16 protein-coding genes are annotated in these 17,653 nt (G+C 32.5%); 5 read left to right on the top strand and 11 right to left on the bottom strand.

What is annotated here, in order from left to right; translation table 11 throughout:
* Window positions 1–24 precede the first annotated feature (24 nt).
* From G6042_RS10565 to G6042_RS10545, 5 genes are all read right to left on the bottom strand, one after another.
* The gene (locus tag G6042_RS10565; protein WP_169524404.1) at window positions 25–831 is read right to left on the bottom strand and encodes a Rossmann-fold NAD(P)-binding domain-containing protein; all 807 of its coding nucleotides are present in this window, start codon (window positions 829–831) and stop codon (window positions 25–27) included.
* The gene (locus tag G6042_RS10560; RefSeq protein ID WP_235933284.1) at window positions 831–3,221 is read right to left on the bottom strand and encodes a M28 family peptidase; all 2,391 of its coding nucleotides are present in this window, start codon (window positions 3,219–3,221) and stop codon (window positions 831–833) included. The genes G6042_RS10565 and G6042_RS10560 overlap by 1 nt, the downstream gene beginning before the upstream one ends.
* An 11-nt stretch (window positions 3,222–3,232) precedes the next feature.
* Window positions 3,233–3,577: a hypothetical protein gene (locus G6042_RS10555; RefSeq protein WP_169524403.1), complete on the bottom strand. Its 345-nt coding sequence runs from the start codon at window positions 3,575–3,577 to the stop codon at window positions 3,233–3,235.
* 58 nt (window positions 3,578–3,635) lie between these two features.
* On the bottom strand, window positions 3,636–4,106 hold the full coding sequence (locus G6042_RS10550; RefSeq protein WP_169524402.1) for a DUF1572 domain-containing protein: 471 nt from the start codon (window positions 4,104–4,106) through the stop codon (window positions 3,636–3,638).
* Window positions 4,107–4,243: 137 nt separating this feature from the next.
* On the bottom strand, window positions 4,244–6,037 hold the full coding sequence (locus G6042_RS10545; RefSeq protein WP_169524401.1) for a DUF262 domain-containing protein: 1,794 nt from the start codon (window positions 6,035–6,037) through the stop codon (window positions 4,244–4,246).
* 340 nt (window positions 6,038–6,377) lie between these two features.
* On the opposite strand from G6042_RS10545, the gene G6042_RS10540 reads away from it, so the two are divergent.
* The 3 genes from G6042_RS10540 to G6042_RS10530 all read left to right on the top strand — a co-directional run bounded on the left by G6042_RS10540 (window position 6,378) and on the right by G6042_RS10530 (window position 7,816).
* On the top strand, window positions 6,378–6,710 hold the full coding sequence (locus G6042_RS10540; RefSeq protein WP_169524400.1) for a single-stranded DNA-binding protein: 333 nt from the start codon (window positions 6,378–6,380) through the stop codon (window positions 6,708–6,710).
* 18 nt (window positions 6,711–6,728) lie between these two features.
* Window positions 6,729–7,169: an HRDC domain-containing protein gene (locus G6042_RS10535; protein ID WP_169524399.1), complete on the top strand. Its 441-nt coding sequence runs from the start codon at window positions 6,729–6,731 to the stop codon at window positions 7,167–7,169.
* Window positions 7,170–7,372: 203 nt separating this feature from the next.
* Entirely contained in the window at window positions 7,373–7,816 is a 444-nt protein-coding gene (locus G6042_RS10530; protein WP_169524398.1) for a hypothetical protein, read from the top strand.
* 254 nt (window positions 7,817–8,070) lie between these two features.
* On the opposite strand, the gene G6042_RS10525 is transcribed toward G6042_RS10530, so the two are convergent.
* The 4 genes from G6042_RS10525 to metG form a co-directional block, all read right to left on the bottom strand.
* Entirely contained in the window at window positions 8,071–8,592 is a 522-nt protein-coding gene (locus G6042_RS10525; protein ID WP_169524397.1) for a ferritin, read from the bottom strand.
* 29 nt (window positions 8,593–8,621) lie between these two features.
* Complete coding sequence (locus tag G6042_RS10520) at window positions 8,622–9,245, bottom strand: chloramphenicol acetyltransferase (protein WP_169524396.1); 624 nt, start codon at window positions 9,243–9,245, stop codon at window positions 8,622–8,624.
* 81 nt (window positions 9,246–9,326) lie between these two features.
* Window positions 9,327–10,016: an HAD family hydrolase gene (locus G6042_RS10515; RefSeq protein ID WP_169524395.1), complete on the bottom strand. Its 690-nt coding sequence runs from the start codon at window positions 10,014–10,016 to the stop codon at window positions 9,327–9,329.
* A 79-nt stretch (window positions 10,017–10,095) separates the two neighbouring features.
* Complete coding sequence (gene metG / locus G6042_RS10510; RefSeq protein ID WP_169524394.1) at window positions 10,096–12,153, bottom strand: methionine--tRNA ligase; 2,058 nt, start codon at window positions 12,151–12,153, stop codon at window positions 10,096–10,098.
* A gap of 296 nt (window positions 12,154–12,449) precedes the next feature.
* On the opposite strand from metG, the gene G6042_RS10505 reads away from it, so the two are divergent.
* Entirely contained in the window at window positions 12,450–13,412 is a 963-nt protein-coding gene (locus G6042_RS10505) for a S66 peptidase family protein (protein WP_235933283.1), read from the top strand.
* Between the two features lie 142 nt (window positions 13,413–13,554).
* Window positions 13,555–14,337, top strand: a complete 783-nt coding sequence (locus tag G6042_RS10500; RefSeq protein ID WP_169524393.1) for an alpha/beta fold hydrolase — start codon at window positions 13,555–13,557, stop codon at window positions 14,335–14,337.
* Window positions 14,338–14,377: 40 nt separating this feature from the next.
* Here the strand turns inward: G6042_RS10500 and G6042_RS10495 are convergent, their stop codons facing one another.
* Both G6042_RS10495 and G6042_RS10490 read right to left on the bottom strand, forming a co-directional pair.
* Complete coding sequence (locus tag G6042_RS10495) at window positions 14,378–14,791, bottom strand: GxxExxY protein (RefSeq protein ID WP_169524392.1); 414 nt, start codon at window positions 14,789–14,791, stop codon at window positions 14,378–14,380.
* 80 nt (window positions 14,792–14,871) lie between these two features.
* Complete coding sequence (locus G6042_RS10490) at window positions 14,872–17,640, bottom strand: PD-(D/E)XK nuclease family protein (RefSeq protein WP_169524391.1); 2,769 nt, start codon at window positions 17,638–17,640, stop codon at window positions 14,872–14,874.
* Window positions 17,641–17,653 lie beyond the last annotated feature (13 nt).

The raw sequence follows: 17,653 nt of genomic DNA, 5'->3' as shown, positions 1-17,653 counted from the left end.
TTCAAAACCTGTCAGGTTTTTTTATTATAACTCAGGTTTCTGAAAAGTATATTTTAAAACGGTTTCAATTTTTTCTGAAGAAATGATTTTCCCAACCGAAGGTTTGCTTTCGTCAAACTTTGGTAATGGTAAATTAAGTTCCAACGCTTTTTTAGAATAATAAACTTTTCGTGTCGGATGAAATGGCGAAACAGCGTTAAATGTTTTACCAAAACAATTTTTCTCTAAAATCTCTGTAATAATTCCAATGCAATCTAATTGATGAATTAAATTAATTGGTGCTTCAGGATTTTCAAGATTTTCTCTTCCGGCTAAAAACTTTATTGGATGTCGATCTTCGCCAATCAATCCACCAAAACGAATAACGGTAGTTCTGAAATTGGAATTATTTTGCAATATTTTTTCGGCTTCCAAAAGTTGTTTTCCACTTTCTGTATCAGGATTTGGAATGGTCTTTTCAGTTATTAAATCTATAGAAATAGCATCAGAATAAACCGAAGTAGAACTCACAAAAATCACTTTTTCAACCGATGATTTTTCTATGAACGGAATTAGATTTTGAATTTTAGCAACAAAATTTTCATTAGAATTTCCTCTTAATTTTGGTGGAATATCAATAATTAAGATTTCTGAATTGGACAAAAAAGCATCCATTTCGCCAACAATTTCTACTTCGGATAAAGCAATATGAAAAGCATCAATTCCAGCATTTTCCATAACTGATATTTTCTCCAAAGTTGTTGTTGAACCTTTTACCAAAAACCCTTTTTTCAAAAGTGATTTTGCCAAAGGAAAACCCAACCAACCGCAACCTAAAATCGAAATAGTCATTATCGTAAACTATCATTTCTTACTGATAAACTGTCGCGTGAAGCAACGTTTCTTCGGTAAAGTTGAGGTTTTGGATTGTCTTCTAAAACTGGCGTTGGTTTTATTTTTTGACGAATAATAATCGCATTATTCAATACAAATGGCGTAGAAATCATCCAATCTTTTCTTTTGGTAACAGTAAATTTTGGATTGGTTAATAAATCAAACGAACTTTCCACCAAATTCAAATCGAGTTTGTTTTCATTTGAAATTGAAAAACTTAAAATCAACGGTTCGTTATTCACTACATAATAACTCAAAATTTTACCCGAATTTCTTCCGCTGATGTTGCTTTTGAAATCAATTGCTTTGGCACCATTAGCAACCAAATTATGAAGTTTTGCGTTATTCGCATTGAAAATATCATAACGGTTTACAGCACGATTTGGTGTGATTTTTATTTGATACAAACGTTGGTTTCCTTTCAAAGTATCACGAAGAAACTCAATCGTTGGTGTTGCAATATTTTTGTTTGGCGCGTCGCTCATAAATGTAAATTGAGAACCATATTTGCTGTACAATTTATTGGTATTCAGCGTTTCGGCATTTTTGGGATTTTCGCCTAAATAACCTTTCGTCCATTCGTCTAAATTCACATCATACGTTGTCCAATACGATTTATTTGCGTCAGCATCATGAAGATAAACCAAGCTGTTTGGTTTTGGTCGTTCAATTGTATAATCAGAGGTTTGATGCGCTTTTACGAATAATCCGATGCTCAGCAAAAAGAAAACGGCTGACCAAATTCCTTTTTTGTTGAATGAACCAAAAACAGGAATTAATAATCCGAAGGTTAAAACGGTTAAAATCGCACTTCCATAAAGTATTTTTAAACCTAAACCAACAGGAAACATTTGAATAAATGGTGGAAGAATTATTAAAGTTGGAATGGCCAAAATGCAATTGATTAACCAATTTGATTTTTGTGTTAAAACATAAATTCCAAGCATCAATGCGCTTGAAATTACCGGAATAATTAAAAACCCTGCACCTTTTAAGAAAATTACAATACCAAGATTTAAAAGTAACCAAAGAAATAATGGCGCAAAAGCTTGGTTCATTTCGGCATTTCGTTTTCCTGAATTTTGATAAAAAAGGAAACAAATCGCTATCGATAAACTCGTGAAAGCATAAATATAATCGTGTCCGTTATAGGTAAATCCGTGAAGAATATCTTGATATTGCGGATAAAATTCGAGTAATAATTTCCATCCGATATACGTAATTCCTCCAGTAACTATAAGCGATAACAATAGAGGAACAAATCCTTTCAGGACTTCATCTATTCGCAAAACATGCTTGCCAAAACCGATGAATAAAAAAGTAAAAACCAATCCAAAAGCAATAATTAACATCGGAATAATCCACGAAAAAGGATAGCTTACAAACGCAAATGGTATGTTGAAATACACATTGTCATCATTGGAATCTAAATTAGATAAATCAGCATTTGAAAAATAATTCAACAACGGAAAAAGATAACTTCCTTGATGTGCCAATGTTTTTGGGCTAAGATTTTCAAAATTATCTCTTTCAGTATGATAATTAAAATGACTGTCGATAAAGGCAAAATTGAAACCTTGAATTTTTCCGCTTTCTCTAAAAACGGTCAAATCGGTATCATTGGGCAACATTTTGTAAATGCTGTACATCAATGAATTAGAAACGGGATAATCAGCTTTTCCATCGGTAAATGCTTTGACCATATTGGCATTTCCTTTATTGGTTTCCATCAACATATAACTTGGACCAGAACTGCCACGTGCTTCAAAGTTCAAAACCAATCCAACGTTTTTTGCCCATTGATGTTGGGTTACAAAAAGTGCCGCACCGTTTAATCCTAATTCTTCGGCATCGCTAAAAAGAATAATGATGTCGTTTTTGTGCGCTGTTTTGTTGTATAAAAAAGCACGAACGCTTTCAAGAATTGTGGCAACTCCAGAAGCATCGTCACTTGCGCCAGGCGAAAGTGAATGTGGCGCAGAATCATAATGCGAAAGCAATAACAAAGCTTTGTCGCTTGAACTGCCTTTTATTTTGGCTAAAATATTTTTGGATTTTACTAAAGTTCCGCCATCTGAAAGCGTGAAACCTTCTTGAATTGTTGGCGATAAACCAAGTTCTTTGAGTTCTTTAACCAAATATTGTGCAACAACTTCGTGATTTTTTGAACCAACAAAATGAGGTTTTTGGCTGATTGTTTTTACTTTTTCTAAAGCTCGTTTGGTAGAAAATTCGGCAAGTGAAGCTTCGGTTTGATCATAATTTTGTGGCATCATAAAATAAAAAATGCCTGAAAGAATGAGCAATAAAAGCAGGAAAGAGAGAATTGGGTTGTAGTTTTTTTTCATAATTGTGGTGGTTAATCTTTCTTGACCAACATATAGAAATCGTTGTCGAGCAACAAATAACCTTGGTCATAGACAAAGTAGTAGGTGTTTCCTGTTTTGGTAATTAAAATATTGGTAAAATAGTCAAAGCTAAAACCTTTGGTAAGCAGTTTGGCTTTGGTGGTTTTTGTTTTTCCTTCGGAGTTAATTTCTGAAAGAATGCGGTAATTTTTTCGGAGTTTGTTGTTAATATTCCGCATGATATTGGTAGAATCTTTGTTCATGCGGTTGTTGTAATTATTACGACAACCATCGCTACAGAACTTTTTGTCCTCGCGTCCTAAAATTTTATCGCCACATTCTAAACAGTTTTTCATTCAAAAATGGAGTTTATAGCAGAATGCAACGAAGTTAGTAAAAAAATAATAGAATTGATTATTTGTTATTTAGTAGCTTTTTGATTAGTGATATTTGCCCTAAATGATAATAACAGTGTTCAATCATTCCGTCGATGTTTCGCAAGTAAGTTCCATATTTTGGATTAACAAAATCTTCGTTCAACTTCTCATCAGGCATTTGTTCGACTAAGGAAGCAAATTCTTCGGCATCGTTCCAAAATTTCTGTAAAAAATCGTCCCATTCTTGTTGCGATTGAATAGGAGGAAAGTCAAAACTCAATTGATCTTTTATGTCTAAAGTTCCGCCTTTGAAAACATTTTTCACACCATTGATGTAGTAATGAATGTGTTGCGCCAAAACAGCAATGGTATTCAATGAATCGTATTTTGTTGTTGCCGTTTCCCAATCTAAATCATGTAATTGTGCTTTGAAATTGGTATTGGCAATCCAAGTTCCGTTGAGGATTACTTCTCGAAAACGATTGGCGATTTTGGTTGTTGAGGTCATTTTTAAAAGCTAATTTTTGAGAAAAATTTATTAGAAAGTAATGTTCCACGGCTTTGCGTAGTGGCGGAACTTTAATAATTATTCGAAAGATAAGCAAAATGGAATTAACGGATTATTTTCCAAGAAAGACAAACTAGCTATGGTGTAAAACTACTGTTAGATGCAGTTTTATTTATTTCCTCGATTTTTCTCCCAAAAATATTTATATAATAGACTTTGGCAAGTTCGATAGCTCGTGTGTCAATTTGTTCTTTAGTCCAATTTTCATTTTCTTTTACAAATTCTTTAATCCATTTGTAAGAAGACTTTTTATAAATTGTTTTCTTGTCAACATATTGCAAATCTCCGGCGTCATTATTTAAATTCCCTTCTAATAAAATTAGATTGCCGATTTTTAATGATTCTGAACCATCTTTTTCAGGGTTTAGATGTTCAATAGATCCATTATCTGGAAAAACTTCTTGTCCATCATAAAAAGCGTTTATTTTATTAATGGCGTATTTTGATTTGACATTATTAGGTTGATCCTTTTTTGAAAATGTTAACTCAATAAAACCTTTGGAGAATTCTTGAAAATCAGGAAAAAGGTTGTTCAACGGATTAATTAAATCATCATCAATTTTTTTAACAACTTGTTCCTTAGTCGTGCATTTGTTTAGTTCGATTGCAAATTTTGAATAAATATTTTCAAATCTATTTGCGCTTCCCGAAATAATAGAGTTATAGGCGAAATGGAAATTTTCTAAATAAATAATGGTGCTTTTAAATTTGTCTGTATTAATTAAACCTTTTTGTTTTGTCTTAAACAAAGCCAGTAAAGCAATCCTAACTTGCACGATATTAAAGAAGTTCATCAAAACATTTAAACTCTGAACCAGCCAAAAATATTCTTTCCTATTTTCGTAGTCATCACGTCTTGGATTGAGAATTTGAATATAAATTTTAGAATCTTTTTCTATTTCTCTTAAAAAGTCTTTATATCGATCTTTAGTTTTTGGTTTAACTTCTTTCTGAAAATCATCATACAATTTGGTAGCAGATGTTTTTTTGTAATTGCAAATCCAAAAGTGTCTATAAAAAGTTGCTAAACCAATTGTCTCATTTCTTGAAATTAAATTTTGTTTGATTTCTGACCATTTGATTTCGGCAAAATCAGCCGAACCTTTGTCATCTACTATTTCAAAAATTTTATTCTTTATTAAATCTACGTGAGATAATTTTTTCCCTTTGGCATTAAGAATCTCAAATATCATATTTGCGTTTTCTTTATTAGGAGTTGAAATTGAAATGAATGTAGTTCCTAAGACTTGGTCTCTGATTGCTTTTAAAATATCAACATACAATATTTGATCTACTGCATCACTTCCTAGTTTTTTCTTTAAAAGAGTTCTTAGCTTTTTTTCGTCTAAATTTGAATACAAGTAATCAAAAGACTCTTTAATACATTCCTCTTCTTCTGTAGCTGTTTCAATAACATCTTTTTTTGTCAAGTCTTGTATGAAAAATGAAAAGTACGGATAATGTGTTTTGCTTTCTAAAATTCTTACTTCTTCGCCATCATCATCTTTTGTCATTATGTATCTAAATATCTGTTCACTTAGTTTCTCTTCTCCTATTTTTCTAAATATGTCAGATAGCGCTGAAAATAATATCGTTATAGTAGTGATGCGTTGCTGACCATCAACAACTAAGATTGATTTAGTATTTTCTTGAACTTCAGAATAATCTCCAACAAACAACATTGTTCCTAAAAAATAACTATTTGCTTCTAGCTTTCCATCTTTAATAGTTAAGCAATTAACCATATCATTGAAAAATTCTTGATAATTTTTTTTGTCCCAAGAATATTCTCTTTGAAATCTCGGAATTGAAAATTGATTCCCAGAAATAAATAATGATTTTATACTCTTATCTTTTGGTTTTATATTCATGTTTTAATTGTTTTTGCTTTTTAGTTAAGTAGTCAAAAATTGCAAGGGTTTCAATAAAATTGCATCTAACTCATTTATTACTGCAATATAACAAAAAAACAAACTCAAGTTAAAAACAAATAAAACACTGATTATCAATAATAAATTCAATAACAAACGACAACAAACACTTACAAACGAAAGTAAACGTTTATCAACCGAATAACATTTTGCACTTGTCACAACTTTGCATCGTCGGAAGGAAACAAATACAATAGCAATTGCAAAAATCAAATTCAATGACTATATAAATTTCACCAAGACAAAATATTTTAACATTAACATTTTAAATTTAAACGCCATGAACGCAATGAAAAACAAAGTACAGTTAATTGGTCACGTAGGACAAGAACCAGAAGTAAAAACTTTTGGAGAAGGAAAAAAAGTAGCTAACATTACTTTAGCAACAAATGATTATTACATCAACGCCAAAGGTGAAAAAGTAGAAGATACACAATGGCATAAAGTTAAAGCTTGGGGAAAAGTTGCCGATGTTATTGAAAAATATGTAACAAAAGGCAAAGAGATTTGCATTGAAGGAAAACTTACGTACAGCGATTATCTAGATAAAGATGGAGTTAAACGTTATGTTACAGAAGTTGTTGCCAATGATATTCTTTTGTTAGGGAAATAATTTCTAAAACGAGTAATTATGAATATCAAGGTATTTAATATTCGATTAAGCAAAGAACATTGTCAAAATGATCAAGCTAAAATGAATGAGTTTTTAGACTCAGTAGAAGTGAAGCTTACGTCAACTAATTTTGTAACAACTGGAACTATCGATTTTTGGTCGGCTGTAGTTTTCTATCAACCCAAAGTAGTGAAAGCTCAGAAATCAGAAAATAGATTACAACTAGATGATTTATCAACCGATGAACTTAAAACTTTCAAAGCACTAAGAAGTTGGAGAAACGATTTGGCAGAAAAATTAAATTGGTCGGCTTTTAGAATTTGTCATAATTCTCATTTGTTGGAAATAGCTAAATCAAATCCAAAAACTTTTTCAGAATTACAAAATATTTCAAGCTTTGGAAAAGCTAGAACAGAAAAATATGGAGATGATATAATTTCAGTTTTAAATGCTTTTTAAATTGTAATTGAGAATAAATTAAAACGGCAAAACTTTAATTTTGCCGTTTTTTATTTGTCATTTTCGTATAATAATTACTTAAAAATCAAGAAGTTTTCAACACGAAAACGTTTTGGAAACTATTTCTGTAATATTAAGATAATGATTACAAAATAAAATAATTACTTTTAATTTCTGTTTCTGTCAAAATTAAAATTGTAGTCATGAATAAGTCAAAACTGATGTTGATTTTATTTACAGTATTTTTTGCTGTGAATTTTGGTTTTTCACAAGTTGGAATTAATACGGATAATCCCTTGAGTACTTTAGACATCAACGGAAATTTATCTTTAAAAACAGTTACCTTAAACGGAAATGGTACAGGAAATGGTGGTGCAGCGGTTTTAATAGACGATGGGATTTATATTTCCATAAATCCACTTGCAACAGATGATAAATTTCAATTACCAAATCCTACCTTGTTCCCAGGAAGAGTTTACATTATCAGAAATATCCAAAATGCAGTCACCGCTCAGCTTACAACGACAACAAATCTTTTATTTCCAAAAAACTCAACAGTTGGAAGCGCTCAAATATACATGTATGAAGGAAATTTAAGAACTGTAATAGTGATTAGTGATGGACAAAACTGGACGTATATAAATTAAAAAATCCTTCAAATAACTTGAAGGATTTATTTTTTAAAAAGGTCAAACATTGGGCAACGTGAACATCGCTTGCTTTCACTTTTCTTATATTTTTCGCAACATTTGGACTTGCAATTTTCGGCGACCTTAATTTTTTTTAAGGCTTCTTTCTTGTCCTTTTTCTTCTTCTTTTTATCTTTTTCCTTCTTGCTCAAAACAGCCGAATTTAATTTCGGTACAAATATAATTATTTTTAAACAATCTAAATAAAAATATTAAGGATTTTGATTCAAAGAAATAGAACTTGTTACTGTTAATTGTTGAATATCGCGATCAAACAAATATAATCCGCCACGATCTTCACCAATTAAGTTGATTTTGTCTAAAATTGTTTTGGCTTGCGCTTCTTCTTCAATTTGTTCGGCAACATACCATTGCAAGAAATTATGAGTAGCATAATCTTTTTCGCCTAACGTAATGTGAACCAATTCGTTGATGGAATTAGAAACAAACAATTCGTGTTGGTACAATTCTTCAAACATTTCTTTGAAAGTTCCAAATTTGGTTTTTGGTGCTTTCAAATCGGTAATTTCTGCAAGCGAACCTCTTTCGTTTACATATTTTACCAATTTCAACATGTGCATGCGTTCTTCGTCAGATTGTGCATACATAAACTGTGCAACACCTTCAAGTCCTTGAGATTCTGCCCAACAAGCCATAGATAAATAGATTTGAGATGACTCGGCTTCGATTCTAATTTGCTTGTTCAGCGCATTTTCGATATTTGTTTGTAACATAAAAATTCTTTTTTGGTAAAGTTAACAATTTATTCGTTCATCAATTGTTGAAATAACGTTAAAAATTCGCCCACATGATAACCATCCATCAATCCGTGGTGAACATGAATAGCCATTGCCATGGTTTTTTTATCATTTTCTTCAGTCATTTTTCCAAATGATATTTTCGGACAACTATCCGGAAAAGTAAAACTTCGCGCATGAGAATAAGACGTAAAATCAATCCACGGAACGGCAGAAAAATGAATTAAATTGATGTCAAAATCTCGGGTAATTAATCCAGTTGTGTTTTGAATTCGTTCAATTTCTTTTTTAGTAATTTCGGCAAAAACAGTCAGATTTTCAACATATTCCATCAAGGAAAAACCAAACGTTTTGTCGTCTCTTAAAATGGTAGCCGAAACATCGATTTGGTCAAAAATATACACTTCGTCATTGATAATTCGGTAACGAAAAGGTTCTGATTGATTCACGGCAACCAACGTTTTATGCAAATAATAAGTAAAAAACGAAACGCCGAGTTGTTTTGCTTTTTCATACGCTTTGGTACAATCAATTCGGGTTGTCATACCAAAAAAAGGTTCTTCCATTTGTTTAAAAAAAAGGAAGTGTTCTTTTCTATTCCAAGTATCGAGGTTTAGTTTTTGTTTCATAAAATAATTTACCGCAAATTCACAAATTTCACTTTTTTCATTTTAAAATAATTTGCGAATTTGCGGTTGCATAATTTTTAATTATTGTAATAGAATTGGCAGAACGTCTGAGATTTTTTGCAGTGATTTGAAGTTGTTGTGTACAATTTCAAAATCAATTTTTTCGTATTCCCATGTCGTATGATAGCCGATATGATAACCGTGTCCGCCAATATTCAAAACCGGTAAAACATCCGATTTTAAAGAGTTTCCAATCATAATAAAATCTTCGGGTTTGATGTCTAAACGACCGAGCATTTTTTCATAATCCAATTCTTTTTTATCGCTCATCACTTCGATATGATGAAAATAATGTCCAATTCCCGAATCGTGTAATTTTCTATGTTGGTCTTTTAAATCGCCTTTGGTAGCTACAACCAACTTGTATTTTCCTTTTAATTGTTGCAAAACATCTTCTACTTCTGGTAAAAGTTCTACAGGTTTTTGCAGTAAATCTTTCCCGATTTTGATAATTTTTTCAATTCCGGCTCCGGAAATTTGATGATTAGTTAATTCTAATGCGGATTCGATCATCGACAATACAAACGCTTTTATTCCGAAACCATACAGCGGAAGATTTTTTACTTGATGGCTTAAAATCAATTGTAAAATCTCTTGATTGGAAGCATAATCGGCAAAAAGTTCACAGAATTTGGCTTGCGCTTCGTCAAAATAAGGTTCGTTGTGCCAAAGTGTATCATCGGCATCAAAAGCAATTATTTTTGGGTTCATGATATTTTATTTGACCGCAAATTCGCAAATTACATTTATCAAATTTCAATTAAAATTCGCGAATTTGCGGTAATGTTTTTTAAGAAATCAACGCTCCATTTTTCACGCCATCAGCATCTGGATTTACAAAAACCAGTTTTCCTTCGGCATTATTTGTCATCAAAATCATGCCTTGACTTTCAACGCCACGTAATGCTCTTGGTGCTAAATTTACCAAAACAGTCACGCGTTTTCCAACCACTTCTTCTGGAGAAAAATGTTCTGCAATTCCAGAAACGATTGTTCGCACATCAATTCCAGTATCCACTTTCAAAACTAAAAGTTTGTTGGCTTTTGGCATTTTCTCAGCGTCAATAATCGTTCCAACACGCAAATCCAATTTTGAGAAATCTTCAAATGTTGACGTTTCTTTTTGTGGTTCTATCACGGCGTTTTCAGCTTTGTTGGCAACTTTCGTTGCTTCTAGTTTGTCTATTTGTTTTTGAATTTCGGCATCTTCTATTTGAGAAAATAATATTTCGGCTTGTCCAATTTGATGACCAGATTTTAGCAATTCTGATGTCTCAGAAACGGAATTCCATTTTAAATCATTTAAATTTAAAATCGTTGCCAATCTATTTGATGTAAAAGGTAAAAATGGTTCGCACAAAATTTGTAATGCAGCCGCAATTTGCAACGCAACGTACATTTGAGTTTTCACTCGTTCTGGATCGGTTTTTACCATTTTCCAAGGTTCTTCGTCGGCTAAATATTTGTTTCCTAAACGAGCTACATTCATCATTTCACCTTGCGCTTCTCTAAATCTGTATCTTTCAATTGAAGATGAAATTACCGCTGGATATGCTTTTAATTCGGCTAAAGTTTGCTCATCAACTTCGGTAAAATCATTTGGCGTTGGAACAATTCCGTTATAATATTTGTTAGTTAAAACAACCACACGATTGATGAAATTTCCAAAAACTGCAGCTAATTCATTATTGTTTCTCGCCTGAAAATCTTTCCAAGTAAAGTCATTGTCCTTAGTTTCGGGAGCATTTGCCGTTAAAGCATAACGTAAAACATCTTGTTTTTCTGGAAAATCTTGTAAATATTCGTGCAACCAAACGGCCCAATTTTTAGACGTAGAAAGTTTGTTTCCTTCCAAATTCAAAAACTCATTCGCTGGAACATTATCGGGTAAAATATAACTTCCTTCGGCTTTCAACATCGCCGGAAAAATAATGCAATGAAAAACAATATTGTCTTTGCCAATAAAATGAACGAGTTTGGTGTCATCGTTTTTCCAATAATCTTCCCAGTTTTTTCCTTCTCTTTCAGCCCATTCTTTGGTTGCCGAAATGTATCCAATTGGTGCGTCAAACCACACATAAAGTTTCTTTCCTTCTGCGCCATCAACCGGAACGTCTATTCCCCAATCTAAATCGCGAGTTACGGCACGAGGTTTCAATCCGTCGTCCAACCATGATTTTACTTGTCCAAGAACATTGGTTTTCCAATCTTTCGCATGATCTTCCAAAATCCATTTTTGTAAAAAATCTTGGTATCTGTCCAAAGGTAAAAACCAGTGTTTTGTTTCTTTTATAATTGGAGTTTCGCCAGTAATCGTAGATTTTGGGTTAATCAAATCGGTTGCATTCAAAGTCGAACCACATTTCTCACATTGATCGCCGTATGCTTCCGGATTGTCGCACTTTGGACACGTTCCGGTTACAAATCGGTCTGCCAAAAACTGCTCGGCTTTAGCATCATACAATTGTTCGGTAACTTCTTCAATAAAATCGTTGTTATCATACAATTTTCTGAAAAATTTCTGTGCTGTATCGTGATGAATTTTGGACGAAGTTCGCGAATAATTGTCAAACGAAATTCCGAAATCTTCAAATGATTTTCTAATGATCCCGTCATATTTATCAATCACTTCTTGCGGTGTAATACCTTCTTTCTTGGCTTTCATCGATATCGCCACGCCGTGTTCATCGCTTCCGCAAATAAACGCCACGTCTTTTCCTTGCAAACGTAAATAACGCGCATAAATATCGCTTGGCACATAAACTCCAGCCAAATGACCAATATGGATTGGTCCATTGGTATAAGGCAAAGCTGCCGTAATGGTATATCTTTTTGGGTTTTCTAACATTGTAAATTCAAAATATATTTTGCAAAAATAAGCATTACAATCGATTGTTTATAAGTTTTATTTAAAGCAATTTCCAGCTTTCCATTTCATCAGTGAATAAAAAGTTGACACGAATCTCACGAATTTTCACAAATTATTGAAATTACAAAATAATTACACAAATTCTAATCTGCTAAAAGCAGATTTCGTGAAATCTAAAAGGTAAAATAGTTCGTGAAAATTTGTGCAATTCGTGTCTTAAAAAATTAAATAACTATTAAGAACTTTTATACATTTGTTTCAGATTCAATTCCAAAATGAAAAAGTCTATTCTCTATATTCTATTTTCTTTATTCTTTCATAATCTTCATTCTCAAAAAAAGATGATTACACCACCATTTTTGCAACCCGGCGATACCGTTGCCATCGTTTCTACCGCTCGAAAAAACATTGAAGACAATTTAAAACCGACCATTGCTATGCTCGAAGGTTGGGGTTTAAAAGTCAAATTAGGGAAAACCATAGGTTTGGATCATTACCAATTAGCTGGAACTGATGATCAACGTGCCGAAGATTTTCAAGAACAAATGGACAACCCAAATATCAAAGCTATTTGGTGTGTTCGTGGCGGTTATGGAACCGTTCGAATTATCGACAAACTCGATTTTACCAAATTCAAGCAAAATCCAAAATGGATTATCGGTTTTAGTGATGTAACGGTTTTGCATAGTCATTTAAACCGAATGGGTTTTCAATCCATTCACGGAATTATGCCAGTAAGTGTGGCAAGAGCAACCGATGAGGCGAAAAATTCACTTTGCACGGCTTTGTTTGGCGATAAACTCGAATACGAATTAGATTGTGACGCTTTAAATCATGTTGGTAAAGCCAAAGGCGAATTGGTTGGTGGGAATTTATCGATTTTATATAGTTTGTTAGGTTCGGAATCTGCTATTGACTGCGAAGACAAAATCCTTTTTATCGAAGATTTAGATGAATACATGTATCATATCGACCGAATGATGATGAACTTGAAACGAAACGGCTGTTTAAAAAGTTTGAAAGGAATCATCGTTGGCGGAATGACTGATATGAAAGACAACGAAATTCCATGGGGAAAAAATGCATTGGAAATCATTGAAGAAACCATCAAAGGATTGAATATTCCGGTGATTTATAATTTTCCAGCTGGACATATTCGAGACAATCGCGCTTTGATTTTCGGGAAACAAATTATGATGGAAGTAACTGTAGAGAAAAGTAAAGTGGTTTTTGAATGATATAAAAAATTAAACTGTCGGGATTTTTTCCATTACAACAATCCATTTTATAGAAAAACTCGTCATTTCATGGAGCATAAAAATGACAAAGTTTGTGAAAAAATAATTCGTGAATTTGCGGTTAAAATCTATTTTTGTAGCAATGAAAACGACTATTTACAAGAATATCAAAATCAGTTATACCGAACAAGGAAAAGGTACGGCAGTTTTGCTATTACACGGTTTTTTGGAAAATCAAACCATGTGGAATGCTTTTGTTCCTGAACTTTCAAAGAAACATCGCGTTATCACTATTGATTTACTTGGTCATGGCGAAACAGAATGTCTTGGATATGTGCATTCGATGGAAGATCAAGCTGATATGGTTCATCATGTTTTGCACGAACTAAAGATTAGAAAAGCAGTTTTTATTGGTCATTCAATGGGCGGTTATGTTTCTTTGGCTTTCGCCGAATTGTATCCTGATAATGTAAAAGGTTTGTTTTTGTTAAATTCTACTTCGCGAGCTGATAGTGATGAACGCAAAGTTAATCGCGACCGAGCAATTGTTGCTGTAAAACAGAATTACACCAATTTTGTTCGAATGAGTATCGCCAATCTTTTCAGTGAAAACAATCGAGAACGATTAGCCGAACAAATTGAAAAAGTAAAACTTGAAGCCTTAAAAACACCGTTGCAAGGTATTGTTGCATCGCTCGAAGGCATGAAAATTAGAAAAGATCGTGAAGTGATTTTGCATTTTGCACCTTATCCTATGCAACTGGTTTTGGGTAAAAATGATGGTGTTTTAAATTATGATGATAATCTTGACCAAATAGAAAATACCAAAGTTGAACTTACTACTTTTCCTGATGGACACATGTCGCATATTGAAAACCAAGAAGAATTATTGAAAGTTTTTTTGAGTTTTTTGAAAAAGATTTAACCACAAAAGGCACAAAAGAAAACAAAAGTTTTTTGACAATTTAATCCTCTAAATTTCTAAAATACTCGTTGACCAAAGTCATTTGTCCTTCTTTATATAAATTTACAGAATTGAAATTATATAAAATTCCTTTTGGAGCTTCAAGTAATTTCATATAAGTTAATAATTGTGCTTGATGAATAGGCGCAAAACTATCAACAGTTTTAAGTTCTAAAACAATACAATTCTCAATAAATAAATCGCATCTCAAATTAGTATCTACATCTAAACCCTTGAAATTAATTGGAACTAACAATTCGGATTTAAAGGAAATTCCCCTAACATCTAATTCCTTCTTGAAACATTTGTGATAAATACTTTCAAGCAAACCAGGACCAAGAAATTTATGAACCTCAATTGCAGCTCCGTTTATTTGATAGGTCAAATCTTTTAAATATGATTTTGTCAAAGCCATTTAATTTTTCTTAACGGTTAGTTTTATTCTGTTATAATTCTAAAAATAAATTCTTTTGTTTTCTTTTGTACCTTTTGTGGTTAAACTTTCTCCTCAAAAGCTACATTTTCACTCAAAATCTGATTTAACAAAACCACAATTTCTTCAATGTAATTTTCCATAATTTCTGGGGAAATAACATCGTAAGCTTCTTTTTCGGGTTTAAAATTAAAGGGTAGAAATCCTGATTTTAGGTTTTTAAACGAAATAATTCCGGCTTCAATATCTAATCCTTTTGCTTCTTCTTCATACATGAATGCGTACGCCAAAATTTGAATGATTTTGTCGTTTTTAATGTCTTCCGTTAAACCATTCCAGTCTTTTAGCATAACGTTTTTCTGTTCTACTTTTCCCGTTTTGTAATCGATAATTCGAATTCTTCCGTTTCTATTTTCAATTCGATCTACATTTCCTGCAATTCTTACGGCAAAAGGCAATTTTGGATGTTCAAGCTTTCGTGATAATGGTTTTTCTAAAGCAATTAGCTGAATTTCATCTCCGTTTTGGATAGCTTCTAATTCTAATTTTAAGAAGTTCAACACGTTTCGTTTAGCAACTTCAAAGGCGAGAAGATTTCTTCCTTTCTTAATTTCGCCTTCTTTGTAAACCAATTTGAATTGCTTCAACACTTCGTCATCAATGTTTTTGATGCAAATTTTAATATCGTTTTCAATTAAAATTTTTCCAATTAGCGGTTTGTATAATTCTTCTAACGTTCCGTGAATAATCGTTCCAAGCGTATTGACCGCAATGTTTTCTTCTACTTCATCTGTTTCAGAAATTCTTAAAATCCTTTGAAAATAAAACTGTATCGGATTTCGAATATAGGTTGTCAATGCTGATGGCGAAAATCCTTTTTCGGCAATTTCTTTCAGTCGATTGATGACGCTTTCGGTTTTTTCGATGACAATCGGTTCATAAGCAATATTGGGAACATTTGGATTATAAAAATCAAAAGTTAAGTTATGGCTTGGTCGTTTTTCGACTTCCAATTGCGTGATGAAACGACTTTTTTCTCCTGCGTCAAATCCTTCGCTGTCTGAATTATAAATCAAATAAACATTCTTTGCACGTTGCAATAAGTGATAAAAATGATAGGTGTAAATGGCATCTTTTTCTTTGAAAGTAGGTAAACCATATTCACGTTTCACATCATACGGAATAAACGAATTGGTGCTTTTTCCTGCTGGAAATTTACCCTCATTTACCGATGTGATGATTACGGTTTCAAAATCGAGCACACGACTTTCCAAAACTCCCATAATTTGAAGTCCATTCAAAGGTTCGCCTTCAAATGAAACTTCGGCTAAATCGATAATTTGCTTGTAAATCGCATGAAGCGTTTTGATATTATCAATCTTTTGATGTTCACTAAAATAGGAAATCATTTTATTGATGATTTTGAAAATAGAAAAAACAAACGCATTGGTTATTTTTTCTTCGGAAACTTCGGGATTTTGGTCTAAACTTAAATTGGCTTTTACTTTGAGTAAAATTTGAGATAAATTCTCCAAAACCGCAACTGAATTAGTATCCCATTTTTGAAATAATAAGCTGAAAAGTTCGTTTTCAAACGGATATAATTCATTCAGTTTTTTATGGGAAATAAACGTAAAATTATTGCGATTAATAGTGTTTACAACGACATCGGCTTTGCAATAGGGTTCAATTAACGGATGTGTCAAAATATCGAGTACGTCTTTGTAATACATCACATAATTGGTCGCATTTCGCTCAAAAGCATTTACATGTAGCTTAAAAAGTTTTGCAATCAACAACTGCGCAGGATTATTTTTGCTGGTAAAACCCATCGTAATATTTAGCGCATCAACTTCAGCGGGAAGCGAATGCAAAACAGGCAATAAAAGGTTTTCTTCACCAAGAACTAAGGCAACATTTTGCAAGTTAGAATTGTTATTGTCGATGTGTTTTTTGATGATATCGCCAGCAATTTTGGCTTGACCAATTGATTTTGAAGTTCCAATGACATGAATGCTTTTTTCTGCAGAATAATCGTTAGAAATCCATTCATACGGATTGGTTTTATAGTAACTCCAACTTGATTTAAAACGTCTTTGAAACAAACCTGCATCATGAAAAGTATCGTGAAGCAAGGTTTCATCGATATCCCAATAAATTTTAGCTGTTCCTAAAGCTAACATATGCTGAATAATTTTTTCTTCGGCTTGATTGAGTGCATTAAAACCAGCAAAAATATAGGTGTTCGATTTTTTTTCTGAAAAATGATTGAGATTTTCAACCGCTTCGCGATAAATTAATCCTTGGTAACCAATTCCTTTGTTTGATAAATATTGATATAGTGAATGATAATATTCGGGTAGTTTTTTCCAAAAAGCAAGGTGTTTTTCAACTAAAACCGTTTGGTTTTCTACTTTTTCCCACCAATGCTCGATTTCTTTGATGTTTTCAAGATATTTTAGAATCTTATCGGGTTCGAGTAAATATCTGTCGATTTCATTAAAGTCTTGTAGCAGTGTTTTTGCCCAATTGGCAAAGGTTTCAAAAGGTTCTTGCTTATTTTTTTCTGTAATAGAAAGATAAACTTCATAGAATTCAAACAAAACTTCCACCGAGTCGATACTGCGAATTCCCGCAATATCTTGAATAAATTCTTCGATACTGATTATTTCGGGTGCAAAAACATTGGTTGAAACTAATTTCTTTAATTCGTCAAGCAAAAAGACTTTGGCTCTTTTGTTGGGTAAAACAATAACGAGTTCTGATAAATTTTCAGAATTAGTTTTCAGAATTTCACTTGCAAGTTGATGAAGAAAGGTTGGATTTGACATGTTATAAAAATAA

The sequence above is a fragment of the Flavobacterium solisilvae genome, assembly GCF_012911605.1.
In the GTDB taxonomy this organism is placed as follows: Bacteria; Bacteroidota; Bacteroidia; order Flavobacteriales; family Flavobacteriaceae; genus Flavobacterium; species Flavobacterium solisilvae.
The sequence above is the reverse complement of the archived record's forward strand: the minus strand, read 5'-3'. Positions and strand labels throughout refer to the sequence as shown.

Coding starts and splice junctions, on each gene's coding strand:
- G6042_RS10515 (WP_169524395.1), bottom strand. CDS start 10,016: ATGAACCCAAAAATAATTGCTTTTGATGCCGATGATACACTTTGGCAC.
- G6042_RS10530 (WP_169524398.1), top strand. CDS start 7,373: ATGAATAAGTCAAAACTGATGTTGATTTTATTTACAGTATTTTTTGCT.
- G6042_RS10565 (WP_169524404.1), bottom strand. CDS start 831: ATGACTATTTCGATTTTAGGTTGCGGTTGGTTGGGTTTTCCTTTGGCA.
- G6042_RS10550 (WP_169524402.1), bottom strand. CDS start 4,106: ATGACCTCAACAACCAAAATCGCCAATCGTTTTCGAGAAGTAATCCTC.
- G6042_RS10555 (WP_169524403.1), bottom strand. CDS start 3,577: ATGAAAAACTGTTTAGAATGTGGCGATAAAATTTTAGGACGCGAGGAC.
- G6042_RS10520 (WP_169524396.1), bottom strand. CDS start 9,245: ATGAAACAAAAACTAAACCTCGATACTTGGAATAGAAAAGAACACTTC.
- G6042_RS10500 (WP_169524393.1), top strand. CDS start 13,555: ATGAAAACGACTATTTACAAGAATATCAAAATCAGTTATACCGAACAA.
- metG (WP_169524394.1), bottom strand. CDS start 12,153: ATGTTAGAAAACCCAAAAAGATATACCATTACGGCAGCTTTGCCTTAT.
- G6042_RS10525 (WP_169524397.1), bottom strand. CDS start 8,592: ATGTTACAAACAAATATCGAAAATGCGCTGAACAAGCAAATTAGAATC.
- G6042_RS10560 (WP_235933284.1), bottom strand. CDS start 3,221: ATGAAAAAAAACTACAACCCAATTCTCTCTTTCCTGCTTTTATTGCTC.
- G6042_RS10505 (WP_235933283.1), top strand. CDS start 12,450: ATGAAAAAGTCTATTCTCTATATTCTATTTTCTTTATTCTTTCATAAT.
- G6042_RS10490 (WP_169524391.1), bottom strand. CDS start 17,640: ATGTCAAATCCAACCTTTCTTCATCAACTTGCAAGTGAAATTCTGAAA.
- G6042_RS10495 (WP_169524392.1), bottom strand. CDS start 14,791: ATGGCTTTGACAAAATCATATTTAAAAGATTTGACCTATCAAATAAAC.
- G6042_RS10545 (WP_169524401.1), bottom strand. CDS start 6,037: ATGAATATAAAACCAAAAGATAAGAGTATAAAATCATTATTTATTTCT.
- G6042_RS10540 (WP_169524400.1), top strand. CDS start 6,378: ATGAACGCAATGAAAAACAAAGTACAGTTAATTGGTCACGTAGGACAA.
- G6042_RS10535 (WP_169524399.1), top strand. CDS start 6,729: ATGAATATCAAGGTATTTAATATTCGATTAAGCAAAGAACATTGTCAA.